Consider the following 17,556-nt stretch of genomic DNA (forward strand, 5'->3'; position numbering starts at 1 on the left):
GTGGAATCCTCATATCTTCGGACTTCTTCGTAGGCCGTTCGGGGTCTTAAACCCGTCGAAGCCCGGCGGAGTGATCCGCCGGGCGCGCGGCCCGAGTCCGAGCGTGGACCGCGTCGAACGGCCCACAGTCACGCTGTGTCTTACGCATTACTATCGAGTGCTCGGGAGTACTTAACGGCACTGATATCGTGCTAACGTCTAAAAATCATTGAGAATTTCGACATACGTATTGGGAACCTCTATCACGACGAAAGATAAATTGAAGAATTCAATTTCAATTCTCGGTGACACCTGTTTGGGTACGGGTCGCTCGGGTGTTCGCACGGAACGAAAAGGACGTGGAGTGTCTGGTCGGATGGAGTATTCGGTCGGATGGGGTGTTTGGCCTGACATCGAAATCTGCGAGCGGTGCCGACCGAGTGTCCGTCCGAGCCGCCGCGATCGGAACCGCGCCGGTGGTAGATGACTCGATCCACGCGGTCGCCCGGCCACGTCACTTTATACCGTGTCGGTTTATAAGCCAAGGGTGAGGAGTCCAGAGCATACAATGACGTCGCCGGTAGACTCTATCGAGATCCAAAACGTGGTCGCATCGACCGGAATCGGTCAGGAGCTGGACCTGGAAGCCCTCGCGGACGATCTTCCGGGGGCCGATTTCAACCCGGACAATTTCCCCGGACTGGTGTACCGAACGCAGAGCCCGAAGGCGGCGGCGCTCATCTTTCGATCCGGCAAGATCGTCTGCACGGGGGCGAAGAGCATCGACGACGTCCACGAGGCGCTCGGGATCATCTTCGGCAAACTTCGAAGCTTGAGCATCCCCGTCGAGGACGACCCCGAGATCACGGTGCAGAACATCGTTTCCAGCGCTGACCTCGGCCACAACCTCAACCTCAACGCCTTGGCGATCGGGCTGGGTCTGGAAGACGTCGAGTACGAACCGGAGCAGTTCCCCGGTCTCGTTTACCGGATGGACGACCCCGAGGTCGTGATCCTGTTGTTCGGCTCCGGAAAGATCGTCATCACCGGCGGCAAGCGAACCGACGACGCGACCATGGCGGTCGAACGGATCGTCGAGCGCATCGACAATCTCGGACTACTCGGATAGAATCGGCGGTCGTGAGCGATTCGAACGAGTCAACCGATCTTGCCCGCCGGTTTTGCGGCTCCTCGGTGTTCGTCGACGGCAGGCCGACAGTTCATCGGTAGTTCGTCGACGGTCGTTAGGTTCACAGGGGGCACCGCGGGTCCCAGACGGGGTCCGTGCGAGTCCAAAACGGTGATGTACCGGCGTTTGAAATCGGATGCAATGAGCGCGCGAGAGGATATCGCATTCCTCGTCGGATCGAGTATTCGGGAGGAGATACTCCGCGAACTGAGCGAGTCGAACATGCGACCGACGGAACTCGCAGCGGAGTGTTCGTGTGCCAGAGAAACCGCCCAGCGAACGCTCGCCGGATTCGTCGACCGCGGCTGGGTCACAAAGGAGGACGGTCGCTACCGTATCACACCCGCCGGCGACCTCGTCCTCGAACAGTACGAGCGACTGGCGTCGACCGTGACCGGCGCGCACCGTCTTCGGCCGTTTCTCGCCAACGCCGGCCTGGTCGCACAGAGGCTGCTTCCGGACGCTCTCGGCTGCTTTACCGTCACAACCGCGACCAGCGACAACCCGCACGCGCCGATCGACCGCTACCTCTCCGTGCTCGGCGACGAGCCGGTATCGTCGTTTCGCGGTATCACGCCGATCGTGAGTCGAGTGTTCAACGAGGCTACCGAGGCGGTCATCGGTCCGGAAACGGAGATGGAACTCGTCATCGACGAATCGGTGTTGGACGCATCCAGGACGGATTACCCGGACGCTCTCCGACGAGCGTTCGAACTCGACCAGTTCGATCTCTTTTTGGCGTCCGAAACCATCGACTTCGGCTTGGCGCTCGTCGACGGACACGCGTACGTCGGCGCATACGACGAGGATGGAAACCTCGTCGCCAGCATCGACGGCACCGACGAGACGCTACGGGAGCTCGCGAGCGACCTGTACGTTGAGTACCGGTCCCGTTCGAACTTGCTCGAACCGGACCGGACGGAGTGACCCGAAGAACGGCGCACACGACGCTACTTCGGTCTGTCCCGGTCCGCCTCGCGTTGTCCCGGTCCGACTCGCGTTGTCCCGGTCCGACTCGCGTCTTCGATTCGTTCCAGTTCGTCTCGCGTCTTCGGTCCGCTCCGATTCGCCTCGCGTCTTCGGTCCGTTCCGGTTCGTCTCGTGTCTTCGGTCCGCTCCAATTTGCCTCGTGTGATCGGTCCAATCACGTGTTAGCTAACTCGTCACACGTGATCGTTTCGATCACGTCAGACAGTGAAAAAATATAAGTCAACTCTACGTATCGGATCAGTTGCAGCACGGCGGAAACGAACGTTTCGGTCCCATCTGCTTCGGCCCTCTCTTTCCGTCAGTCGGTTGTCACGGGCTCTCCGTGAGAACTTCTTTGACGACTTCTGGATCTTCGAGCAGTTGGTGTTTCGTGTAACTACCTTCGGCGCTTCCGCCGCTGTGTTTCGACTGTTCGATGATGTCGAGGAAGGCGTGTTCTTTGAGCAGGTCGCGGACGCGGCGGAGCGAGAGGCTGTCGGAGCCCTCCTGTCGGCAGATACTTTCGTAGATCTCGTACACGCGGCTCGTCCGAAATCCGTCCTTTCGGCGGTTCGAGAGCGAGAGAAGGGCGAGCGCTTGAAGGACGTACCGCGAGTGGGGGGTCGAACCGCGGATGAGTTCGCGAAAGCGATCGGTCTCCGCGCGCTCGCGCGCCTGCGTGACGAACACTTCCTTCACTTTGGGCGCCCCCTTCGACTGAGCGATCTCGCCGGCGTACCGGAGGATGTCGATCGCCTTGCGGGCGTCGCCGTGTTCCCGCGCCGCGAGGGCGGCCGCCCGCGGGATGGTAGACGGATCGAGGACGTCGTCGCGAAACGCGTCGCTTCGGGCCTCCATGATGTCTCGAAGCTGATTGGCGTCGTACGGAGGAAAGACGAATTCGCGCTCGCAGAGGCTGCTTTTGACGCGCTCGTCCATCCGATCTTTGTACTGGATCTTGTTGCTGATCCCGATGACGCCGAGTTTGCACCCCGAGATCTTTCCCGCCTCGCCGGCGCGCGAGAGCTGCATCAGAATGTCGTCGTCGTCGAGTTTGTCGATCTCGTCGAGGAGGATGAGGACGACGTCGTAGCGGGCGTCGAGGATCCGCCAGAGCCGTTTGTAGTAAGTCGAGGTGCTGAGGCCCTTGTCGGGGACTTTAATCCCGGTCTCGTCGGCGTCGTTGACGCCGTCTGCGATCGTCTGGACCGCCTGTGTTTCGGTCGTGTCCTGCGCGCAATCGACGTAGGCGAACGTCGCGTTGACTCCCTCTTCGCCCGCGGTCTCGACGAGACGCTGGGAGACGTATTTCGCGCAGAGAGATTTTCCAGTTCCCGTCTTCCCGTATATAAGTACGTTGCTCGGACTCTGACCGAAGATCGCGGGGTTGACGGCGTTCGCGAGCGCCGAGATCTCGTCGTCGCGGCCGACGATTCGTCCCTCCCCGGGAAGGTGGCTGATTTCGAGAAGCTCCTTGTTCGCGAAGATCGGATCGTCACGAGTGAAAAGATCGTCCCCTGTGTCCAACATACCATGGGACACCACGTTTCCGGTGAAATGGTTTGTCTTTTCGTGTGGACAGACACACCGGGTTTCCGGTGAAAGGGGGAGAAGGTGGGAGAAAGTCCAGGAGAAACGGAGGTTTCGTTTCACCGGAAATGCGGTGTCTTCCCGCACGACACACAACGTACGATGCACAACGTACGACGTACGACGTGCGACGCGCGACGCACAACGCACACCACACAACGCAAGACGCGCGACGGTTCGCGTTTCGTGGACGGCCTTCCCGTCGGTAGTGGGCAAATGAGCTTCCCGTCGATAGCGGGCAAATGCAAGGTGACATCAGCGGGTGACGTCAGCGGCTGACGTCACGGGTGAGAGACACTGAAGCGCGACTTTCGCGAAAACGCCCGAGAAAGCGTTTCCGGTGGACCCGTCAGCGAAGCCCACATTCGTATTTTCGCGAAGTACTTGTTGAGATATTCTCCGTGACTCTATTTAATAGCTCTGAAAATTCATCGGGCGTTTCGCTCACACCTCCTGTAGAATCTTGGTTACGTTCCTCCCGTGTCCTGATGACACCCTTCTCGTGTCTTGATCGCGTCCACCTAGCGTCTCGGTCGCATCCACCTAGCGTCTCGATCATCCACCTGGCGTCTTGATCTCTACCCAAACGAGTTTCCGTCATCACCGTCGACATTTCCACCGGAAACGCGGTGTGACCCCGTAGTGTTCGATATTCGCCCGTCGTTCTCCCGCTCCGTCCCACGTTTCTCATTTCACCGGAAACACGGTGTGTCTACGCCCCACACGCGCGCTGATCAAAAATCGGTTTTCCGCGGCAGATCCTTCGCAATCCGCGCCGACGGTTCATTCTCATCCACGTCACGTTCACGTCAACGTGCGCCCCTTCGTCCGCGCCTCCTATTTCACCGGAAACGTGGTGTCTCTTGCGTCGTCGTCAAATCGTCAAAAACCGCGTTCGATGGCGGATTCGACGCTGTTCTCGTGGTATCGCCGTCGGTAGCTTCGCCTGCGGTGTGCCCCATATCCGTCGCGGACAGCGTCTGCCAGCGCGTCGGCTTTCACCGGAAATTCGGTGTACGACCACGGTCCGGTATCGTCCCTCTGCCCTCCTGTCCGCCTACCCCTTTTGTCCGCCTATACTCCTGCTCTCCCGTCCTCTTGCCCTCGTTCATCCTCTCTCGGGCTCTCCGTGTCGGTCTCACCGTCACCCTTCGTTCAGCGGTTTCGGTTCACCGGAAATACGGTGCGTTCCACACTCTCCCTCCTCTATTCTCTTCGTACTCTCCCTATCCCTTTCCACTCCCTTTTCACTCCCTTTTCATCTCTTTCCACTCTCTTTTTACCCCTTTCCACTCTCTTTTTACCCCTTTCCACTCTCTTTTCACCCCTTTACTCACCTTACGCACCCTCTATCTTCCTCTCGATCTCTCTTCGGCACCGATCTGGTACCGACCGAGAGCCAGCAGCGCCTTTCACCGGAAATCCGGTGTGTGTTTCAAAACCCTCCCGATTTCGCGACGTCGCTCGATCCCGCGCGGTTGATCTCGTCGCTTCGCTACTCTCACCGCCGCAAACGGCATAATCCCCGAGATCGTACGCTCGTCCAGTGGCAGCAAAACACGGGAAGCAGTCCGAGGAAGGATCGTCCGCCCCTTCGCGCCGAACCCCGTGTGATCCGCCGGTTCGCGAACCGGGCGCGTACGCGCTGACCGACCATTTTCGGCAGCGCCTCCGACAGCAGGGGAGGTACGTCTCGCTTCCCGTCGTCAGCGAGACGATCGTTCGCGGCCAACTTCGGTGGAACAGCACCGCAGGCTGGCGGTTCTCCCTCGTCGACGACGGGATTCGGTTCACGGTCGTCGTCGGCGACACGGAAACCCCCTCACCGGTCGTCGTCACCGGCTGGACGGAAGTCGAATCGTGGTCGGCGGCGATGGGATCTCCGCGCTGGACGGCGAACGACGTTCACACGATCCAGCTGCGGGCCGACCTGAGCGCGAACCGCAACGAGCGGATTCCGTCGCTCATCAGACCGCGCGACGTCGATCGCCCGTTCGAAGTGGGCGGTCACCGGATCGCGACCGACGCGGGCGCAGGATACGTCGAGTGCGTCGACTGCGGTCGGCGATTTCGGTCGAAAGCCGCGCTCTGCGGTCGACGGTGCTACGGCGCGGTGTCACCGACGGAGCCGGTCAGCGATTGAACGGCAGAACGGCCGACCGGACTGGACTTTTCGGCTGAGTCCGATCGTCCTCGTGTCTGACCATCCTCGTGTCTGACCGCCCTCGTATCCGACTGTCTCGTGTCCGACCGTCCTCGTCGCCAATGTCGCACCTTTGATCGGTACGCTGTCAATTCATCCTGGAAATTCCAAAATAATCCACGTAGGAACTGTCTCGTTTGATAATACAATATATCGAAGGCTGAACTATAACTCGGTCCGGCGCGTACTCCAGTACACGCTCGGATGCCCGCGCCGCGAGCGACCAAGCTCGTCTCGAACAAGCGTCCCACAACCGCAGCGAATCACCCCCACAGAGGCGAACCCGCCGTGAAAGGAGACACGACAGGAGATCATCCATGAGAACGCCAGCTTTCGGTCGCGCCTGGACACGCATTCGTCGAAGCGCCGTCGAGATGGCGTCGCACGTTAGCACCGCCCTCCGAACGAGCTTCGACCGCCTGACGACCCCGTTTCGAACCCGACCGACGGCCCGGGCGTGGAATCGAGCGTGGCTCGTGCGCGGAGAAGTACGCTGGCAACGGGGATCGGAATCGGTCGAATGCTTCCGGTTCGCCGATGGGTACGTCGCGACCGTCGCGTACGCCGACCGCGACGTCACGTGGCAGTTGACCGCGGGGCCGTCGACGCTCGCCGGTGCGCTCTTCACCGCCGGGCTGTACATGCAACACGGCGTCACGCCGCAGATCGATCCCGACGGACGCATGTTCGTCGCGATCGGAGACGACGGACCGACGCAAGTGTTCGAAGAGACCGCGTCGATTCCGGTCGAATACGTCTACATCGACGCCTTCCGGACGATCGAAGAACTCCCTGACTGCGTCGACGTAGACGAACTCGACCCCGCCTACCGGAGGCTTTCGCAGGATCGTCCCCGCGAACTCCCGCCGGGCTGACGGCTCTCGACCCACCGTTTTCGGCGTCGATCACCCTCGACCGCGTCCCGCTGGCACGACGCTCGATCCACTCGTCGCGTTATATTTTGTTCGCCGCGTCGCAAGCCGTTTCCCACCCCCGGCACTACTACGACCGATGACTGACGATGGAAGGCGACCCCCGGACGATCGTACCGCAGACGATCATGTCGCGGACGGCTCCGACGAGGAAAACGCAGCGACTTCCGGTGAAGCGGGCTCCGGGACACCCTCGACGGCGCTCACGCTTGACTCGTTTTACGACGCCGTCGAGGCGGAGGGGCGGCCCGTCCTGACGGCACAGCAGGTCGCCCGGAGACTCGGCAGATCGCACGCCGTGGCGACGGAAGCGCTCGAACGGTTCGCTCGTGAGGGGTCCGTCGAGCGCGTCGACGTCGAAACGGATCCCGTGGTCTGGTACCCGAAGGAGTGGAACGAGATCGCAGACCGAGAGCGGGTGATCCTCTTTTCCGAACGCCGAGAGATCGTCGTCGACCGACCGACGCAGTACACCCGGGCACAGCTGTCGCAGTTCGCCCACCTCGTCGACTCCAGCGGAACGCCGGGCGCTGGCACGCGGACGAACGGCGCGGGTGGCTACCTCTACAGGATCCGTCGAGAGGACATCTGGGCGTCGCCGTTCGACGACCTCGGCGGACTTCTCGCCAGCGTACGCGCCGTCCTCCCCCGGCGATCGCCCCACCTCGAAGCGTGGATCGAAGACCAGTGGAAGCGCGCGAACCAGTTCGTCCTCTACACGCACGACGACGGCTACACCGTTTTGAAGGCCGCGAGCGAGAGCCTCATGGGGAACGTCGCCCGGCAGAAACTCGGCCCAGAACACCTCCACGCGCCGATCTCCGACGCCGAAAGCTGGGCGGTCGACGGCTCCGAGGCCGCGATCAAACGCGTCCTCTACGGGGCGGGCTACCCCGTCCGTGACGAGCGCGACCTCGACGCCGGCGACCCGCTCGACGTCGACCTCCGGGTCGAACTCCGCGACTACCAGCGCGACTGGGTGGAACGGTTTCTGGAACGAAAGTCGGGCGTCCTCGTCGGGCCGCCCGGCGCGGGAAAGACCGTCGCCGGCCTCGGCGTGCTCGCCGCCGTCGGCGGCGAGACGTTGATCCTCGTTCCGAGCCGCCAACTCGCCGGCCAGTGGCGGGAGGAGCTCCTCGCGAACACCACCCTCGAACCCGACCAGGTCGGCGAGTACCACGGCGGTCAAAAGGAGATTCGGCCGGTCACCGTCGCAACCTACCAGACCGCCGGGATGGACCGCCACCGGTCGCTGTTCGACTCCCGTCGCTGGGGCCTCGTCGTCCTCGACGAGGCGCACCACATCCCCGCCCCTGTGTTCCGCCGCGCGGCCGACCTGCAGTCGAAACACCGCCTCGGCCTGTCGGCGACGCCGGTCCGAGAATCGGACGACGAGGAGGACATCTTCACCCTCATCGGTCCGCCGATCGGCACGGACTGGTCCAAGCTGTTCGAGGCGGGGTTCGTCCAGGAACCCGAGGTCGAGATCCAGTACGTCCCGTGGCGGGACGAGACGGCCAGAAACGAATTCCTGAGCGCCGACGGACGCGAACGCCACCGACTCGCCGCCGAAAACCCCGCGAAGGCCGACGAGGCGCGCGGCATCCTCGCCGACCACCCCGACGCGAAGGCACTCGTCTTCGTCGAGTACCTCGACCAGGGCCGCGCGCTGTCCGAGGCGCTCGGAATCCCGTTCATCAGCGGCGAGATGCGACACGCCCGCAGGGGGCGGCTGTTCGAGGAATTTCGGCGGGGGGATCGGCGGACGCTGATCGTCTCGCGCGTCGGCGACGAGGGGATCGACCTGCCGAACGCGGAACTCGCCGTCGTCGCCTCCGGGCTCGGGGGCTCGCGTCGGCAGGGTTCCCAGCGGGCCGGCCGGACGATGCGCCCGTCCGGAAGCGCGCTCGTGTACGTCCTCGCGACCTACGGCACCATTGAGGAGGACTTCGCCCAGCGACAGATGCGCCACCTCGCGGAGAAGGGCGTGCGGGTGAGGGAGCGGACCGCGGACGAGGAGCAGATCACGGACGACGATCCACCGGCGATCGATGACGAGAACACAGACGAAGGAGCGTAGCGCAGGGCGGTCGTTCCCGTCTCATCTCCTCTCTTCGTTCCCGTCTCACCTCCTCTCTTCGCTCCCGATCTCGTCTCGTCTCATCTCTCGTCTCGTCTCATCTCTCGTCTCGTCTCATCTCGTCCCCTCTCTTCGCTCCCGACTCACGCCGCGTCGAGAACCGCGCCGAGCGCGTCCATCGTCCGCTCGACCCTCTCCACGTCGGCGTTGAAGCCCATGTGACCCACTCGGAGGATGTCGTCCGCGAGCTCGCCGAGGCCTGTCGCGACGACCACGTCGTGGTCCTCGTCGAGCCGCCGCTGCAGTTCGGTCGCCCGCCCCGGCACGTGAAACGCCGTGACCGTCGGTGAACTCCGCTCGCGGTCGGGGTAGAGCACGAGGCCGAGCGCCCGGCCGCGCTCGCGACACCGCTCCGCGGCCGCTTCGTGGCGCGCGTAGGCCGCGTCCAGCCCCTCCTCGAGCAGCAGATCGAGCGCGGCGTCGAGCGCGGCGACGTTCGCCGAGAGGTGCGTGTAGGGGAACCCGTCGCTCACGTCCCGCCACGGCAGGAGATTCGTGTACAACGTCTCGGGGTCGCGCGCCTCGACGGCGTCCCACACCGCGTCGCTGACGGAGACCGTCGAGAGTCCCGGCGGCGCGCTGAAACACTTCTGGGACGCCCCGAGACAGACGTCGACGTGCGCCGTCGGAACCGGCGCGCCGCCGAGCGACGACACGGCGTCGATGATCGTGAGCACGCCCCGATCCTGGAGCAGTTCGAGCACATCTCCGATCTCGTTCAACGTTCCGGTCGGCGTCTCGCAGTGGACCATCGTGGCCGCCTCGAATTCGCTCCCGTCCGCGTCGGCCTCGTCGAGCGCCTCCTCGACGCGCTCGACGTCGAGCGGATCGGCGTACTCGGATCCGACGAGCGTCGCCTCGCCGCCGTAGCTCTCGACGAAGTCGGCGAAGCCGTCGCCGTACAGCCCGTTCGAGAGGCAGAGCACGCGGTCGCCCGGTTCGACGATCGAGGCGACGGCCGCCTCCAGTCCGAGGATGCCCTCGCCGCCGAGGACGACGAGGTCGTCGTCCGTACCGTACACCGTCGCGAGCTTCCGGGTCACGTCCTCGTACCGCTCCGCGAACGCCTCCTCGACGTCCGGGTTCGGCATCGCCTCGCTCATCGCCTCTCTGACCCGCCGCGGGACCGCGGTCGGCCCGGGTGTCATTAGCATACTCGGACCTAGCGCACCGGGGATCTACTTAGTAGCGATTGCGTCCGGGCGGCGGCCCCGGCGGTCGCAGGCGTGGACGGGCGCGAACGGGCGCGGACGAGTGCGGACGAGTGCAGAACGAGCGCGGACGAGCGCGGACAGACACGGACGGGAAGGCAGAAGACCGGGGGCACGCATACCTCGGTCATGACCGGCAAACTCAGTCCGGCGGACCTCGATCGGTACGTCTTCTCCCGGACGGGCGCGCCCACCGACGACCTGCTCGTCGGCCCCGCCTACGGCGAGGACGCCGCCGCCGTGCGCGTCGGCGACGAGACGGTCGTCGTGAGCACCGATCCGATCTCGCTCGCCGCGGAGCGCATCGGCACGCTCGGCGTCGCCATCGTCTCGAACGACGTGGCGGCCTCCGGGGGCGTCCCCGAGTGGCTCGTGAGCACGATCGTCCTGCCCGAACGCGACCTCGACCTCCTCGACACGATCACCGCGCAGCTTCACGAGGAGGCGACCCGGCTCGGAATCACGATCGTCGGCGGGCACACCGAAGCCGTGGGGGCGCTCTCACGGCCGCTCCTCTCTCTGACCTGTCTGGGTCCGACGGACCGCTACGTGTCCACGTCCGGAGCGGAGCCGGGCGACGGCGTCGTTCTCACCAAGGGGGCGGGCGTCGAGGGAACGGCGGTTCTCGCGACCGACTTTCGCGGCGACCTCGAATCGAAGGGCGTCGATCCGGAGACGATCGACGCCGCGGCCGGCTTCTTCGACGACGTCAGCGTCCTGCCGGAGGCGCTGACGCTCGGCGGAGTCGCGACGGCGATGCACGATCCGACCGAGGGCGGCGTTCTCGGGGCGCTCGTCGAACTCGCTCGCGCCTCCGACGTTTCGATCGCCGTCGAGCGCGACTCGATTCCGATCCGCGCGGAGACGCGGACGCTCTGCGACGCGATGGGGGTCGACCCCCTCCGGATCCTCGGGTCGGGGGCGCTCCTCGCCGCCGTCCCGGAAGGCGACACCGCCGCCGCCCTCTCGGCGCTCGACGCGGCCGACGTCGAGGCGACGGTCGTCGGCCGCGTCCTCGACGCGGCCGAATCCCCGTCGGACGAGCCGATGTCCGAGCCCGAATCGACGGAGTCGGATTCGACGGACCCGGGCGCGGCGGAATCCGGCGGAACGAAACCCGGGGTGACGATCGACGGCGAGCACTACACCGATCCCGTGCGAGACGACATGTACGACCTCTGGGAGTAATCGTACAGCCTCTGGGAGCGATCCGCTCGTCTCACCGGTCGCCGAGGTCGTCCGGCTCCTCCCACCGCGCGTCGGGGTCGACCGGCGAGAGGGCGTGGTCGATCTCGGCCTCCGAGTACTCGATCTCGTCGAGCACCATGCTCAATCGCTGCCACCGCGCGCTGTGTTCCGGTTCGCCCTCGGGACCGACGCGCGCGCCGTGACGCTTGAAGAACTTCTTCCCCCTCCCGAGGCGGCTCCCCTCGCCCGTGTGCCCGTCGAAGATCACGTCGTACCGACCGCCGGGTTCGAGGTCGCCGACGGGGAAATCGTGCGCCGGCGGCTCGCCACGTTCGCGGGCCTCGGCTCGAATCTCGGCGACCGTCCCGAAGTACTCGTCGGCGTTGGCGGCCTCGCGCGAAGCCGCCGCCCGAGCGACCGTCAGCGCGGCCTGCACGGCGCACAGCCGACCTTTCCACGAGTCCATCGACCACCGCTCGGTCGCCAGCTCCTCGTAGCGTTCCACGAGCAGCGCGGCGTCCTGTCCCGCCCGGAGGTCCTCGACGACGTAGAGGTTCAGCCGATCCCAGAGGTTCCAGCCGAACCCCGAACGGGCGAGTTCCCACGCGGCCCACGCGGCGACCTCCTCGTCGCCGCGCCGGACGGCCTTCTGGAGCAGGCTCGACACCGCGTAGCGGTTGTACCCCCCGTCCGTCTCGTCGTCGCCCTTCTCCTCGCCGAAGTCGTTGGCTCCGGTCGCGTCCGGCGGCACGTCGCGTTTCACCGTTCCGTCGCTGCCGAACGTGGCCTGTCTGTCGTCCCCCATACCCCGGCCGACGATCGGCGCGCACAACGGCCTTTCGGATGGGTCCGAAGTTTTCGAGCGCGGTTTCCCCGGCGTCGGCGACGACGAATGGGAATTCTTAAGTCTCGATCGCGGTGTAGTGTTCCCCGACCGCTCTTAGCTCAGCCTGGCAGAGCAGCCGACTGTAGATCGGCTTGTCCCCCGTTCAAATCGGGGAGAGTGGATTCGTTTACAAATCCGGCCGACCCGTTTTGAGCAGAAAAGTCGCAGCCCGCACAGCGTCGACGACGCGAACGGCCCGAACCGGTGGCGTTTAGCGCTCGCGGCGTCTCGATCGGACGATGCCCGACTACCGGTACGAGGTTCCGATCCGGGTCCGCTTTCGCGACCTCGACCCGATGGGACACGTGAACAACGCGGTGTACGCGAGCTACTGCGAGCAGGCCCGAATCTCCTACTTCTCGGACGTGCTGGATCTCGACCCCGCGACGCCCGGCATGGTGCTCGCCCACCTCGAACTCGACTACGAGCGCGCCGTCACCTTCGACGAGGACCTCGCGGTCTCGGTCCGCGTCCCCCGCCTCGGCACGTCGAGCTTTCCGACGGAGCACGAGGTCCGCGTCGGCGACGAACTCGCCGCGACCGCCGAGACGACGCAGGTGGTCGTCGACGACGAGGGCGCGCCCCGGCCCATCCCGGACGAGTGGCGCGAGCGCATCGCCGACTTCGAAGAGTTCGAGGTCGCCACCGGCGGCGAGTGATCTCTCCACTCTCCGCGCCGACGACCGGTGGCTTCCGCACCCTCCGACGGGCGGAGTTTTATACCCGCGGCCAATAATCTCCGGGTATGACTCGGGGAATATTCGAGGACGGACGCGACGCTCCGCTCGCGGACGCGGGCGAGCGGGTCCTGCACATCGGCCGAGACAGGCCGATCCGCATCAGCGCGGGGCACCGCCTGCTCCACCACGACGGCAAGTGCAGCCGTCCGCACGGCCACAACTACGAGGTGTCGGTCCGCGTCGTCGGCGAACTCACGGCGGAGGGGTGGGTCGTCGACAAGGGGACCGTGACCGACGTGATAGCGGAGTGGGACCACATGTTCCTCCTCGAGCGCGGCGACCCCCTCGTCGAGGCGTTCGAGGCGGCCGGCGACGCCGACGCGACGGTCGTCCTCGACGCCCCGCCGACCGCCGAGGTGATGAGCGTCGTGCTGGAGCGGAAGCTCCTCGACGCGCTCTCGGGGAACGTCACCGACGTGTCCGTCGAGGTCAGCGAGACCAGCGAACTCTGCGGCGGCGGGGTGTGAGGGACGGCCGACGATGCCCGTCACGTCGACCGTCGACCGACCCGACGGCGCGCCGGAGGGCGACGCGCTCCCGATCAACGAGCTGTTCGTCTCCCTGCAGGGGGAGGGAACGCTCGCGGGCGTGCCGAGCGTGTTCGTCCGGACGAGCGGCTGCAACCTGCGCTGTTGGTTCTGCGACTCCTATCACACCTCGTGGGAGCCGACGCACGCGTGGATGAGCGTCGACGACGTCGTCGACGAGGTTCGGGGGTACGACGCGGACCACGTCGTCCTCACCGGCGGCGAACCGCTCGTCCACGACGCCTCCGAGACGCTGCTCCGCCGGCTCGCCGACCTCGGGTACCACACCACGGTCGAGACGAACGGCACGATCCTCCCCGAGTCGGACGTTCCGATCTCCCTCGCGAGCGTCAGCCCGAAGCTCGCGAGCAGCACGCCGACGGCCGAACTGGACCCCAAGGGCGACGGCGAGTGGGCGGAGCGACACGAGTCGCGTCGGGTCGACCTCGACGCGCTCGCGACGCTCGTCGAACGCTACGACCGCCAGCTGAAGTTCGTCGTCACCGGCCCCGAGGACATGTCCGAAATCGAGGCGCTCGTCGCCGACGTTCGGAAGGCGGCCCACGCCCCGCTCCCCGACGAGGACGTGCTCTTGATGCCCGAGGGGCAGACGCGCGAGGCGCTGGCCGAGACCCGCACCGTCGTCGCCGACCTCGCGATCGAACACGGCTACCGCTACACCCCCAGACTGCACGTGGACCTGTGGAACGACGCCCCGGAAACCTGATGACTCCCGACCAACCGACCTGATGACTTCCGACCAACCGATTTGACGACTCCCGACCAACCGAAGACCGACACCAGACGCCATGACCGAACACACCGACGAACCCCCCGCAGAACCCTCCGCAGAATCGACCGACAAACGCGCCGTCGTCCTCCTCTCCGGCGGCATGGACAGCGCGACGGCCGCCTACGAGGCGAACGCGCGCGGCTACGACCTCTCCTGTCTGCACACCTCCTACGGCCAGAAGACGGAGACGAAGGAGTACGAGTGCGCCCGAACGCTGGCCGACGAACTCGGCGCCGAGGACTTCCTCCACATCGAGACCGACCACCTGAAGCGGATCGGCGCGTCGAGCCTCACCGACGCGGAGTTGGACGTCGCCGACGCGGACCTGGACGGCTCGGAGGTCCCTACCTCGTACGTCCCCTTCCGCAACGCGAACCTGCTCGCGATGGCCGTCTCCTACGCCGAGGCGAGCGGGTGCGACGCCGTCTTCGTCGGCGCGCACAGCGAGGATTACGCCGGCTACCCGGACTGCCGCCCCGAGTTCTTCGAGGCGTTCGCGGCGCTGGTCGACGTCGGCACGAAACCCGAAACCGACGTCGCGATCGAGGTGCCGTTCGTCGAGAACTCGAAGACCGACATCGTCGCGCGCGGCGTCGAACTCGGCGTCCCGTTCGAGCACACGTGGAGCTGTTACCGCGCGACTGAGCCGGCCTGCGGCACCTGCGACTCCTGCGCGTACCGCCTCCAGGCGTTCCAGACCGTCGGCGTCGAGGACCCGATCGACTACGGAACGCGACCGCGGTACGCGGAGCGAACTGAAAAATGAAAGACCACGACGCGCGCAAGCGCGCGACCGCCGACTCCTTCGGTCGGGCCGCCGACGCGTACTTCGAGAGCGCCGTCCACCGCGCGGGTGACGATCTCGACGTCCTCGCGTCGTGGTGCGCCGGGGCGGACCGGGCGCTCGACGTCGCCACCGGCGCGGGCCACACGGCGGGCGCGGTCGCGGCGGCCGGCGCGCCGACCGTCGTCGCGGCGGACCTCTCCCCGGAGATGGTCGGGACGGCCGTCTCCGCGTACGACGCGTCGGGCGTCGTCGCCGACGCCGAGCGACTTCCCTTCCCAGACGAAGCGTTCGACGCGGTGACGTGCCGACTCGGGGCGCACCACTTTCCCGACCCGGCGGCGTTCGTCGCCGAGGTCGCTCGGGTGCTCGACCCCGGCGGCGTCTTCGCCTTCGAGGACAACGTCGTCCCCGACGACGACGAACTCGCGGCGTTTCTGAACGGCGTCGAACGCCTCCGGGATCCGACGCACGAACGGCTCTCCCCCGAATCGTGGTGGCGCGAGCGACTGGACGAGGTCGGCCTCGCCGTGCGCGACTCGTCGGTCGCGAACCTCCCGCTCGAATACGGTCCGTGGGTCGAGCGGACGGACGTGCCGCCCGAGCGTCGCCGGGAACTCGAATCGCGCTTCCGGGGCGCACCGGACCGAGCGATCGATCGCTACGACGTCGAGTTCGACGACGACGGCGTCCGCTCGTTCGCCATCCCGAAGCTGTTGCTCCGGGCGACGGCGACGCGGTGAAGCGACCGAGTCGCCGCTCACTCGTCGGGGTCGGCGACGATGCCGAACGTCGAGGACGTGGCCGAGTGGCTCGACGCGCCCGACCGACGAGCCCTTATATCGTGGCGCGCCGTCTGGTGTGTCATGGCACACGTCGCGATCGTCGGCGGCGGACCCGCCGGCCTGAGTACGGCGCTCTTCGCCGCCAAGAACGGCCTCGAAACGACCGTCTTCGACACGGACGAGACGGCGATGCACTACGCGCACCTGTTCAACTACCCCGCCGTCGAGTCGATCGGCGGCGACGAGTTCGTCGAGCGGGCGCGAGCGCAGATCGAAGAGTACGGCGCGGAGCGCCGCGAGGAGGAGGTGACGGCGATCGAAACGAACGGCTCGGGGTTCGTCGTGAAGACGGACGACGGCGGGATCGCCGCGGACTACGTCGTCCTCGCGTCGGGCCAGTCGCGCGGGCTCGCCGACGGCCTCGGCTGCGATCGGAACGACGACGGGACGGTGCGCGTCGACGTGAACATGCGAACCGGCGTCGACGGCGTCTACGCCGCCGGGTGGGTCGCCCGCAAGGACAAGGTGCAGGCCGCCATCTCGGTCGGCGACGGCGCGGCCGCGGCGCTCGATATCCTCTCGGCGGAGAAGGGTAAACCGTTCCACGACTTCGACACCCCCGAGAGCGTCGAGTAGGCGCGCGCCCGATCCCCTCTCTGCCGCCTCCACAATCGGTTTCCCCCTCCCGACGCTCTCTCGCCTGTGAGACCCGCGCACGGAGATCGCCTCCCGACGCTTGCCGCCCTCGCCTTCGCCGTGCTGGCGCTGAGCACCAGCGCGATCCTCGTCAGGTGGAGCGACGCGCCGAGCCTCGTGAAGGCGCTCTACCGGGTGGTCTTCACCACCGCGCTGCTCGCGCCCGTCGCGGTCGCCCGCCACCGTGAGGACTTCCGTCGACTCGGCCGACGGGACGTCGCCGTCGCGGCCGTCGCTGGAGCGGCCCTCGCGGTCCACTTCGCCTCGTGGTTCGAGAGCCTCGACTGGACGACCGTCACCGCGAGCGTCACGCTCGTCCAGTCCCAGCCGCTCTTCGTCGCCGTCGGCGCGTGGGCGCTCCTCGACGAGCGCGTCACCCGGCGGACCGTCCTCGGAATCCTCGTCGCCGTCGTCGGCATGGCCGCGATGTCGTTCGGGGACCTCCTCTCCGGCGGCGCGATCGCGGGCGATCGACCGCTCTACGGAAACGGGCTCGCGGTCGTCGGCGCGGTGATGGCCGCCGCCTACGTCCTCGTCGGCCGGTCGCTCAGACAGCGGATCGCCCTCCTCCCGTACGTCACGGTCGTCTACGGCGTCTGCGCGCTCGTCCTCCTCGCGCTCGCGATCCGCCGGGGCGACGCGCTCGTCGGCTACCCGCCCCGCGAGTGGCTGCTCTTCTTCGCGATGGCCGTCGGTCCCGGCGTCTTCGGTCACACGGTGGTCAACTGGGCGCTCGCGCACCTCGAATCGAGCGTCGTGAGCGTCTCGCTGCTCGGCGAACCGGTCGGCAGCACGATCCTCGCGCTCTTCCTGCTCGGGGAGGTGCCGACGCCCGCGACCGTCGTCGGCGGGGCGATCGTCCTCGCGGGCATCTACGTCACCGCCTCGGCCCGCCGCGAGGACGGGCCCGCCGGCGACCTCGACGCGCTCGGCGAGGCGTGACG

16 protein-coding genes and 1 tRNA gene are annotated in these 17,556 nt (G+C 66.3%); 14 read left to right on the top strand and 3 right to left on the bottom strand.

Annotation, left to right across the window (positions count from 1 at the left end; genetic code table 11):
• The first annotated feature begins 547 nt into the window (after positions 1-547).
• Both C3L37_RS15955 and C3L37_RS15960 read left to right on the top strand, forming a co-directional pair.
• Positions 548-1,108 carry a TATA-box-binding protein gene (locus tag C3L37_RS15955; protein ID WP_129115599.1) on the top strand — a complete coding sequence of 187 codons (561 nt, stop codon included), beginning with the start codon at positions 548-550 and terminating at the stop codon, positions 1,106-1,108.
• A gap of 201 nt (positions 1,109-1,309) precedes the next feature.
• Entirely contained in the window at positions 1,310-2,095 is a 786-nt protein-coding gene (locus tag C3L37_RS15960) for a helix-turn-helix transcriptional regulator (RefSeq protein WP_129115600.1), read from the top strand.
• 372 nt (positions 2,096-2,467) lie between these two features.
• On the opposite strand, the gene C3L37_RS15965 is transcribed toward C3L37_RS15960, so the two are convergent.
• The gene (locus tag C3L37_RS15965; protein ID WP_129115866.1) at positions 2,468-3,664 is read right to left on the bottom strand and encodes a Cdc6/Cdc18 family protein; all 1,197 of its coding nucleotides are present in this window, start codon (positions 3,662-3,664) and stop codon (positions 2,468-2,470) included.
• Between the two features lie 1,609 nt (positions 3,665-5,273).
• Between C3L37_RS15965 and C3L37_RS15970 the strand changes: the two genes are divergently transcribed.
• From C3L37_RS15970 to C3L37_RS15980, 3 genes are all read left to right on the top strand, one after another.
• Entirely contained in the window at positions 5,274-5,870 is a 597-nt protein-coding gene (locus C3L37_RS15970) for a hypothetical protein (protein WP_228546285.1), read from the top strand.
• 377 nt (positions 5,871-6,247) lie between these two features.
• Positions 6,248-6,805, top strand: a complete 558-nt coding sequence (locus C3L37_RS15975) for a hypothetical protein (protein WP_228546286.1) — start codon at positions 6,248-6,250, stop codon at positions 6,803-6,805.
• 136 nt (positions 6,806-6,941) lie between these two features.
• Complete coding sequence (locus C3L37_RS15980; RefSeq protein ID WP_129115601.1) at positions 6,942-8,942, top strand: DEAD/DEAH box helicase family protein; 2,001 nt, start codon at positions 6,942-6,944, stop codon at positions 8,940-8,942.
• Between the two features lie 143 nt (positions 8,943-9,085).
• Here C3L37_RS15980 and C3L37_RS15985 read toward each other — a convergent pair whose 3' ends face one another.
• Positions 9,086-10,156 carry a pyridoxal-phosphate-dependent aminotransferase family protein gene (locus C3L37_RS15985; protein ID WP_129115602.1) on the bottom strand — a complete coding sequence of 357 codons (1,071 nt, stop codon included), beginning with the start codon at positions 10,154-10,156 and terminating at the stop codon, positions 9,086-9,088.
• 186 nt (positions 10,157-10,342) lie between these two features.
• On the opposite strand from C3L37_RS15985, the gene C3L37_RS15990 reads away from it, so the two are divergent.
• Complete coding sequence (locus C3L37_RS15990) at positions 10,343-11,401, top strand: AIR synthase family protein (RefSeq protein ID WP_129115603.1); 1,059 nt, start codon at positions 10,343-10,345, stop codon at positions 11,399-11,401.
• Positions 11,402-11,432: 31 nt separating this feature from the next.
• On the opposite strand, the gene C3L37_RS15995 is transcribed toward C3L37_RS15990, so the two are convergent.
• Entirely contained in the window at positions 11,433-12,206 is a 774-nt protein-coding gene (locus tag C3L37_RS15995) for a hypothetical protein (protein WP_129115604.1), read from the bottom strand.
• Between the two features lie 129 nt (positions 12,207-12,335).
• On the opposite strand from C3L37_RS15995, the gene C3L37_RS16000 reads away from it, so the two are divergent.
• From C3L37_RS16000 to C3L37_RS16035, 8 genes are all read left to right on the top strand, one after another.
• Positions 12,336-12,409, top strand: a tRNA-Tyr gene (locus tag C3L37_RS16000).
• Between the two features lie 117 nt (positions 12,410-12,526).
• Positions 12,527-12,946 carry an acyl-CoA thioesterase gene (locus C3L37_RS16005; protein WP_129115605.1) on the top strand — a complete coding sequence of 140 codons (420 nt, stop codon included), beginning with the start codon at positions 12,527-12,529 and terminating at the stop codon, positions 12,944-12,946.
• Positions 12,947-13,032: 86 nt separating this feature from the next.
• Positions 13,033-13,494 carry a 6-pyruvoyl trahydropterin synthase family protein gene (locus tag C3L37_RS16010; RefSeq protein ID WP_129115606.1) on the top strand — a complete coding sequence of 154 codons (462 nt, stop codon included), beginning with the start codon at positions 13,033-13,035 and terminating at the stop codon, positions 13,492-13,494.
• Between the two features lie 13 nt (positions 13,495-13,507).
• A complete protein-coding gene (locus C3L37_RS16015; protein ID WP_129115607.1) occupies positions 13,508-14,281 on the top strand; it encodes a 7-carboxy-7-deazaguanine synthase QueE in 774 nt (257 codons plus the stop codon).
• An 82-nt stretch (positions 14,282-14,363) separates the two neighbouring features.
• A complete protein-coding gene (gene queC, locus C3L37_RS16020) occupies positions 14,364-15,113 on the top strand; it encodes a 7-cyano-7-deazaguanine synthase QueC (RefSeq protein WP_129115608.1) in 750 nt (249 codons plus the stop codon).
• Positions 15,110-15,874, top strand: a complete 765-nt coding sequence (locus C3L37_RS16025; RefSeq protein ID WP_129115609.1) for a class I SAM-dependent methyltransferase — start codon at positions 15,110-15,112, stop codon at positions 15,872-15,874. The genes queC and C3L37_RS16025 overlap by 4 nt, the downstream gene beginning before the upstream one ends.
• Positions 15,875-15,997: 123 nt before the next feature.
• Positions 15,998-16,552, top strand: a complete 555-nt coding sequence (locus tag C3L37_RS16030) for an NAD(P)/FAD-dependent oxidoreductase (protein ID WP_129115610.1) — start codon at positions 15,998-16,000, stop codon at positions 16,550-16,552.
• A gap of 66 nt (positions 16,553-16,618) precedes the next feature.
• Positions 16,619-17,554 (top strand): DMT family transporter, encoded by a 936-nt coding sequence (locus C3L37_RS16035; protein WP_129115611.1) that lies wholly within the window; start codon positions 16,619-16,621, stop codon positions 17,552-17,554.
• Positions 17,555-17,556: the final 2 nt, after the last annotated feature.

Origin of the sequence: Halegenticoccus tardaugens (genome assembly GCF_004116405.1) — an archaeon.
In the GTDB taxonomy this organism is placed as follows: Archaea; Halobacteriota; Halobacteria; order Halobacteriales; family Haloferacaceae; genus Halegenticoccus; species Halegenticoccus tardaugens.

Bases quoted from the DNA above. Each gene is read 5' to 3' on its own strand.
- C3L37_RS15980 (WP_129115601.1), top strand. From the start codon at position 6,942: ATGACTGACGATGGAAGGCGACCCCCGGACGATCGTACCGCAGACGAT.
- C3L37_RS16015 (WP_129115607.1), top strand. From the start codon at position 13,508: ATGCCCGTCACGTCGACCGTCGACCGACCCGACGGCGCGCCGGAGGGC.
- C3L37_RS16010 (WP_129115606.1), top strand. From the start codon at position 13,033: ATGACTCGGGGAATATTCGAGGACGGACGCGACGCTCCGCTCGCGGAC.
- C3L37_RS16030 (WP_129115610.1), top strand. From the start codon at position 15,998: ATGGCACACGTCGCGATCGTCGGCGGCGGACCCGCCGGCCTGAGTACG.
- C3L37_RS15975 (WP_228546286.1), top strand. From the start codon at position 6,248: ATGAGAACGCCAGCTTTCGGTCGCGCCTGGACACGCATTCGTCGAAGC.
- C3L37_RS16005 (WP_129115605.1), top strand. From the start codon at position 12,527: ATGCCCGACTACCGGTACGAGGTTCCGATCCGGGTCCGCTTTCGCGAC.
- queC (WP_129115608.1), top strand. From the start codon at position 14,364: ATGACCGAACACACCGACGAACCCCCCGCAGAACCCTCCGCAGAATCG.
- C3L37_RS15990 (WP_129115603.1), top strand. From the start codon at position 10,343: ATGACCGGCAAACTCAGTCCGGCGGACCTCGATCGGTACGTCTTCTCC.
- C3L37_RS16025 (WP_129115609.1), top strand. From the start codon at position 15,110: ATGAAAGACCACGACGCGCGCAAGCGCGCGACCGCCGACTCCTTCGGT.
- C3L37_RS15995 (WP_129115604.1), bottom strand. From the start codon at position 12,206: ATGGGGGACGACAGACAGGCCACGTTCGGCAGCGACGGAACGGTGAAA.
- C3L37_RS15955 (WP_129115599.1), top strand. From the start codon at position 548: ATGACGTCGCCGGTAGACTCTATCGAGATCCAAAACGTGGTCGCATCG.
- C3L37_RS15985 (WP_129115602.1), bottom strand. From the start codon at position 10,156: ATGCTAATGACACCCGGGCCGACCGCGGTCCCGCGGCGGGTCAGAGAG.
- C3L37_RS15960 (WP_129115600.1), top strand. From the start codon at position 1,310: ATGAGCGCGCGAGAGGATATCGCATTCCTCGTCGGATCGAGTATTCGG.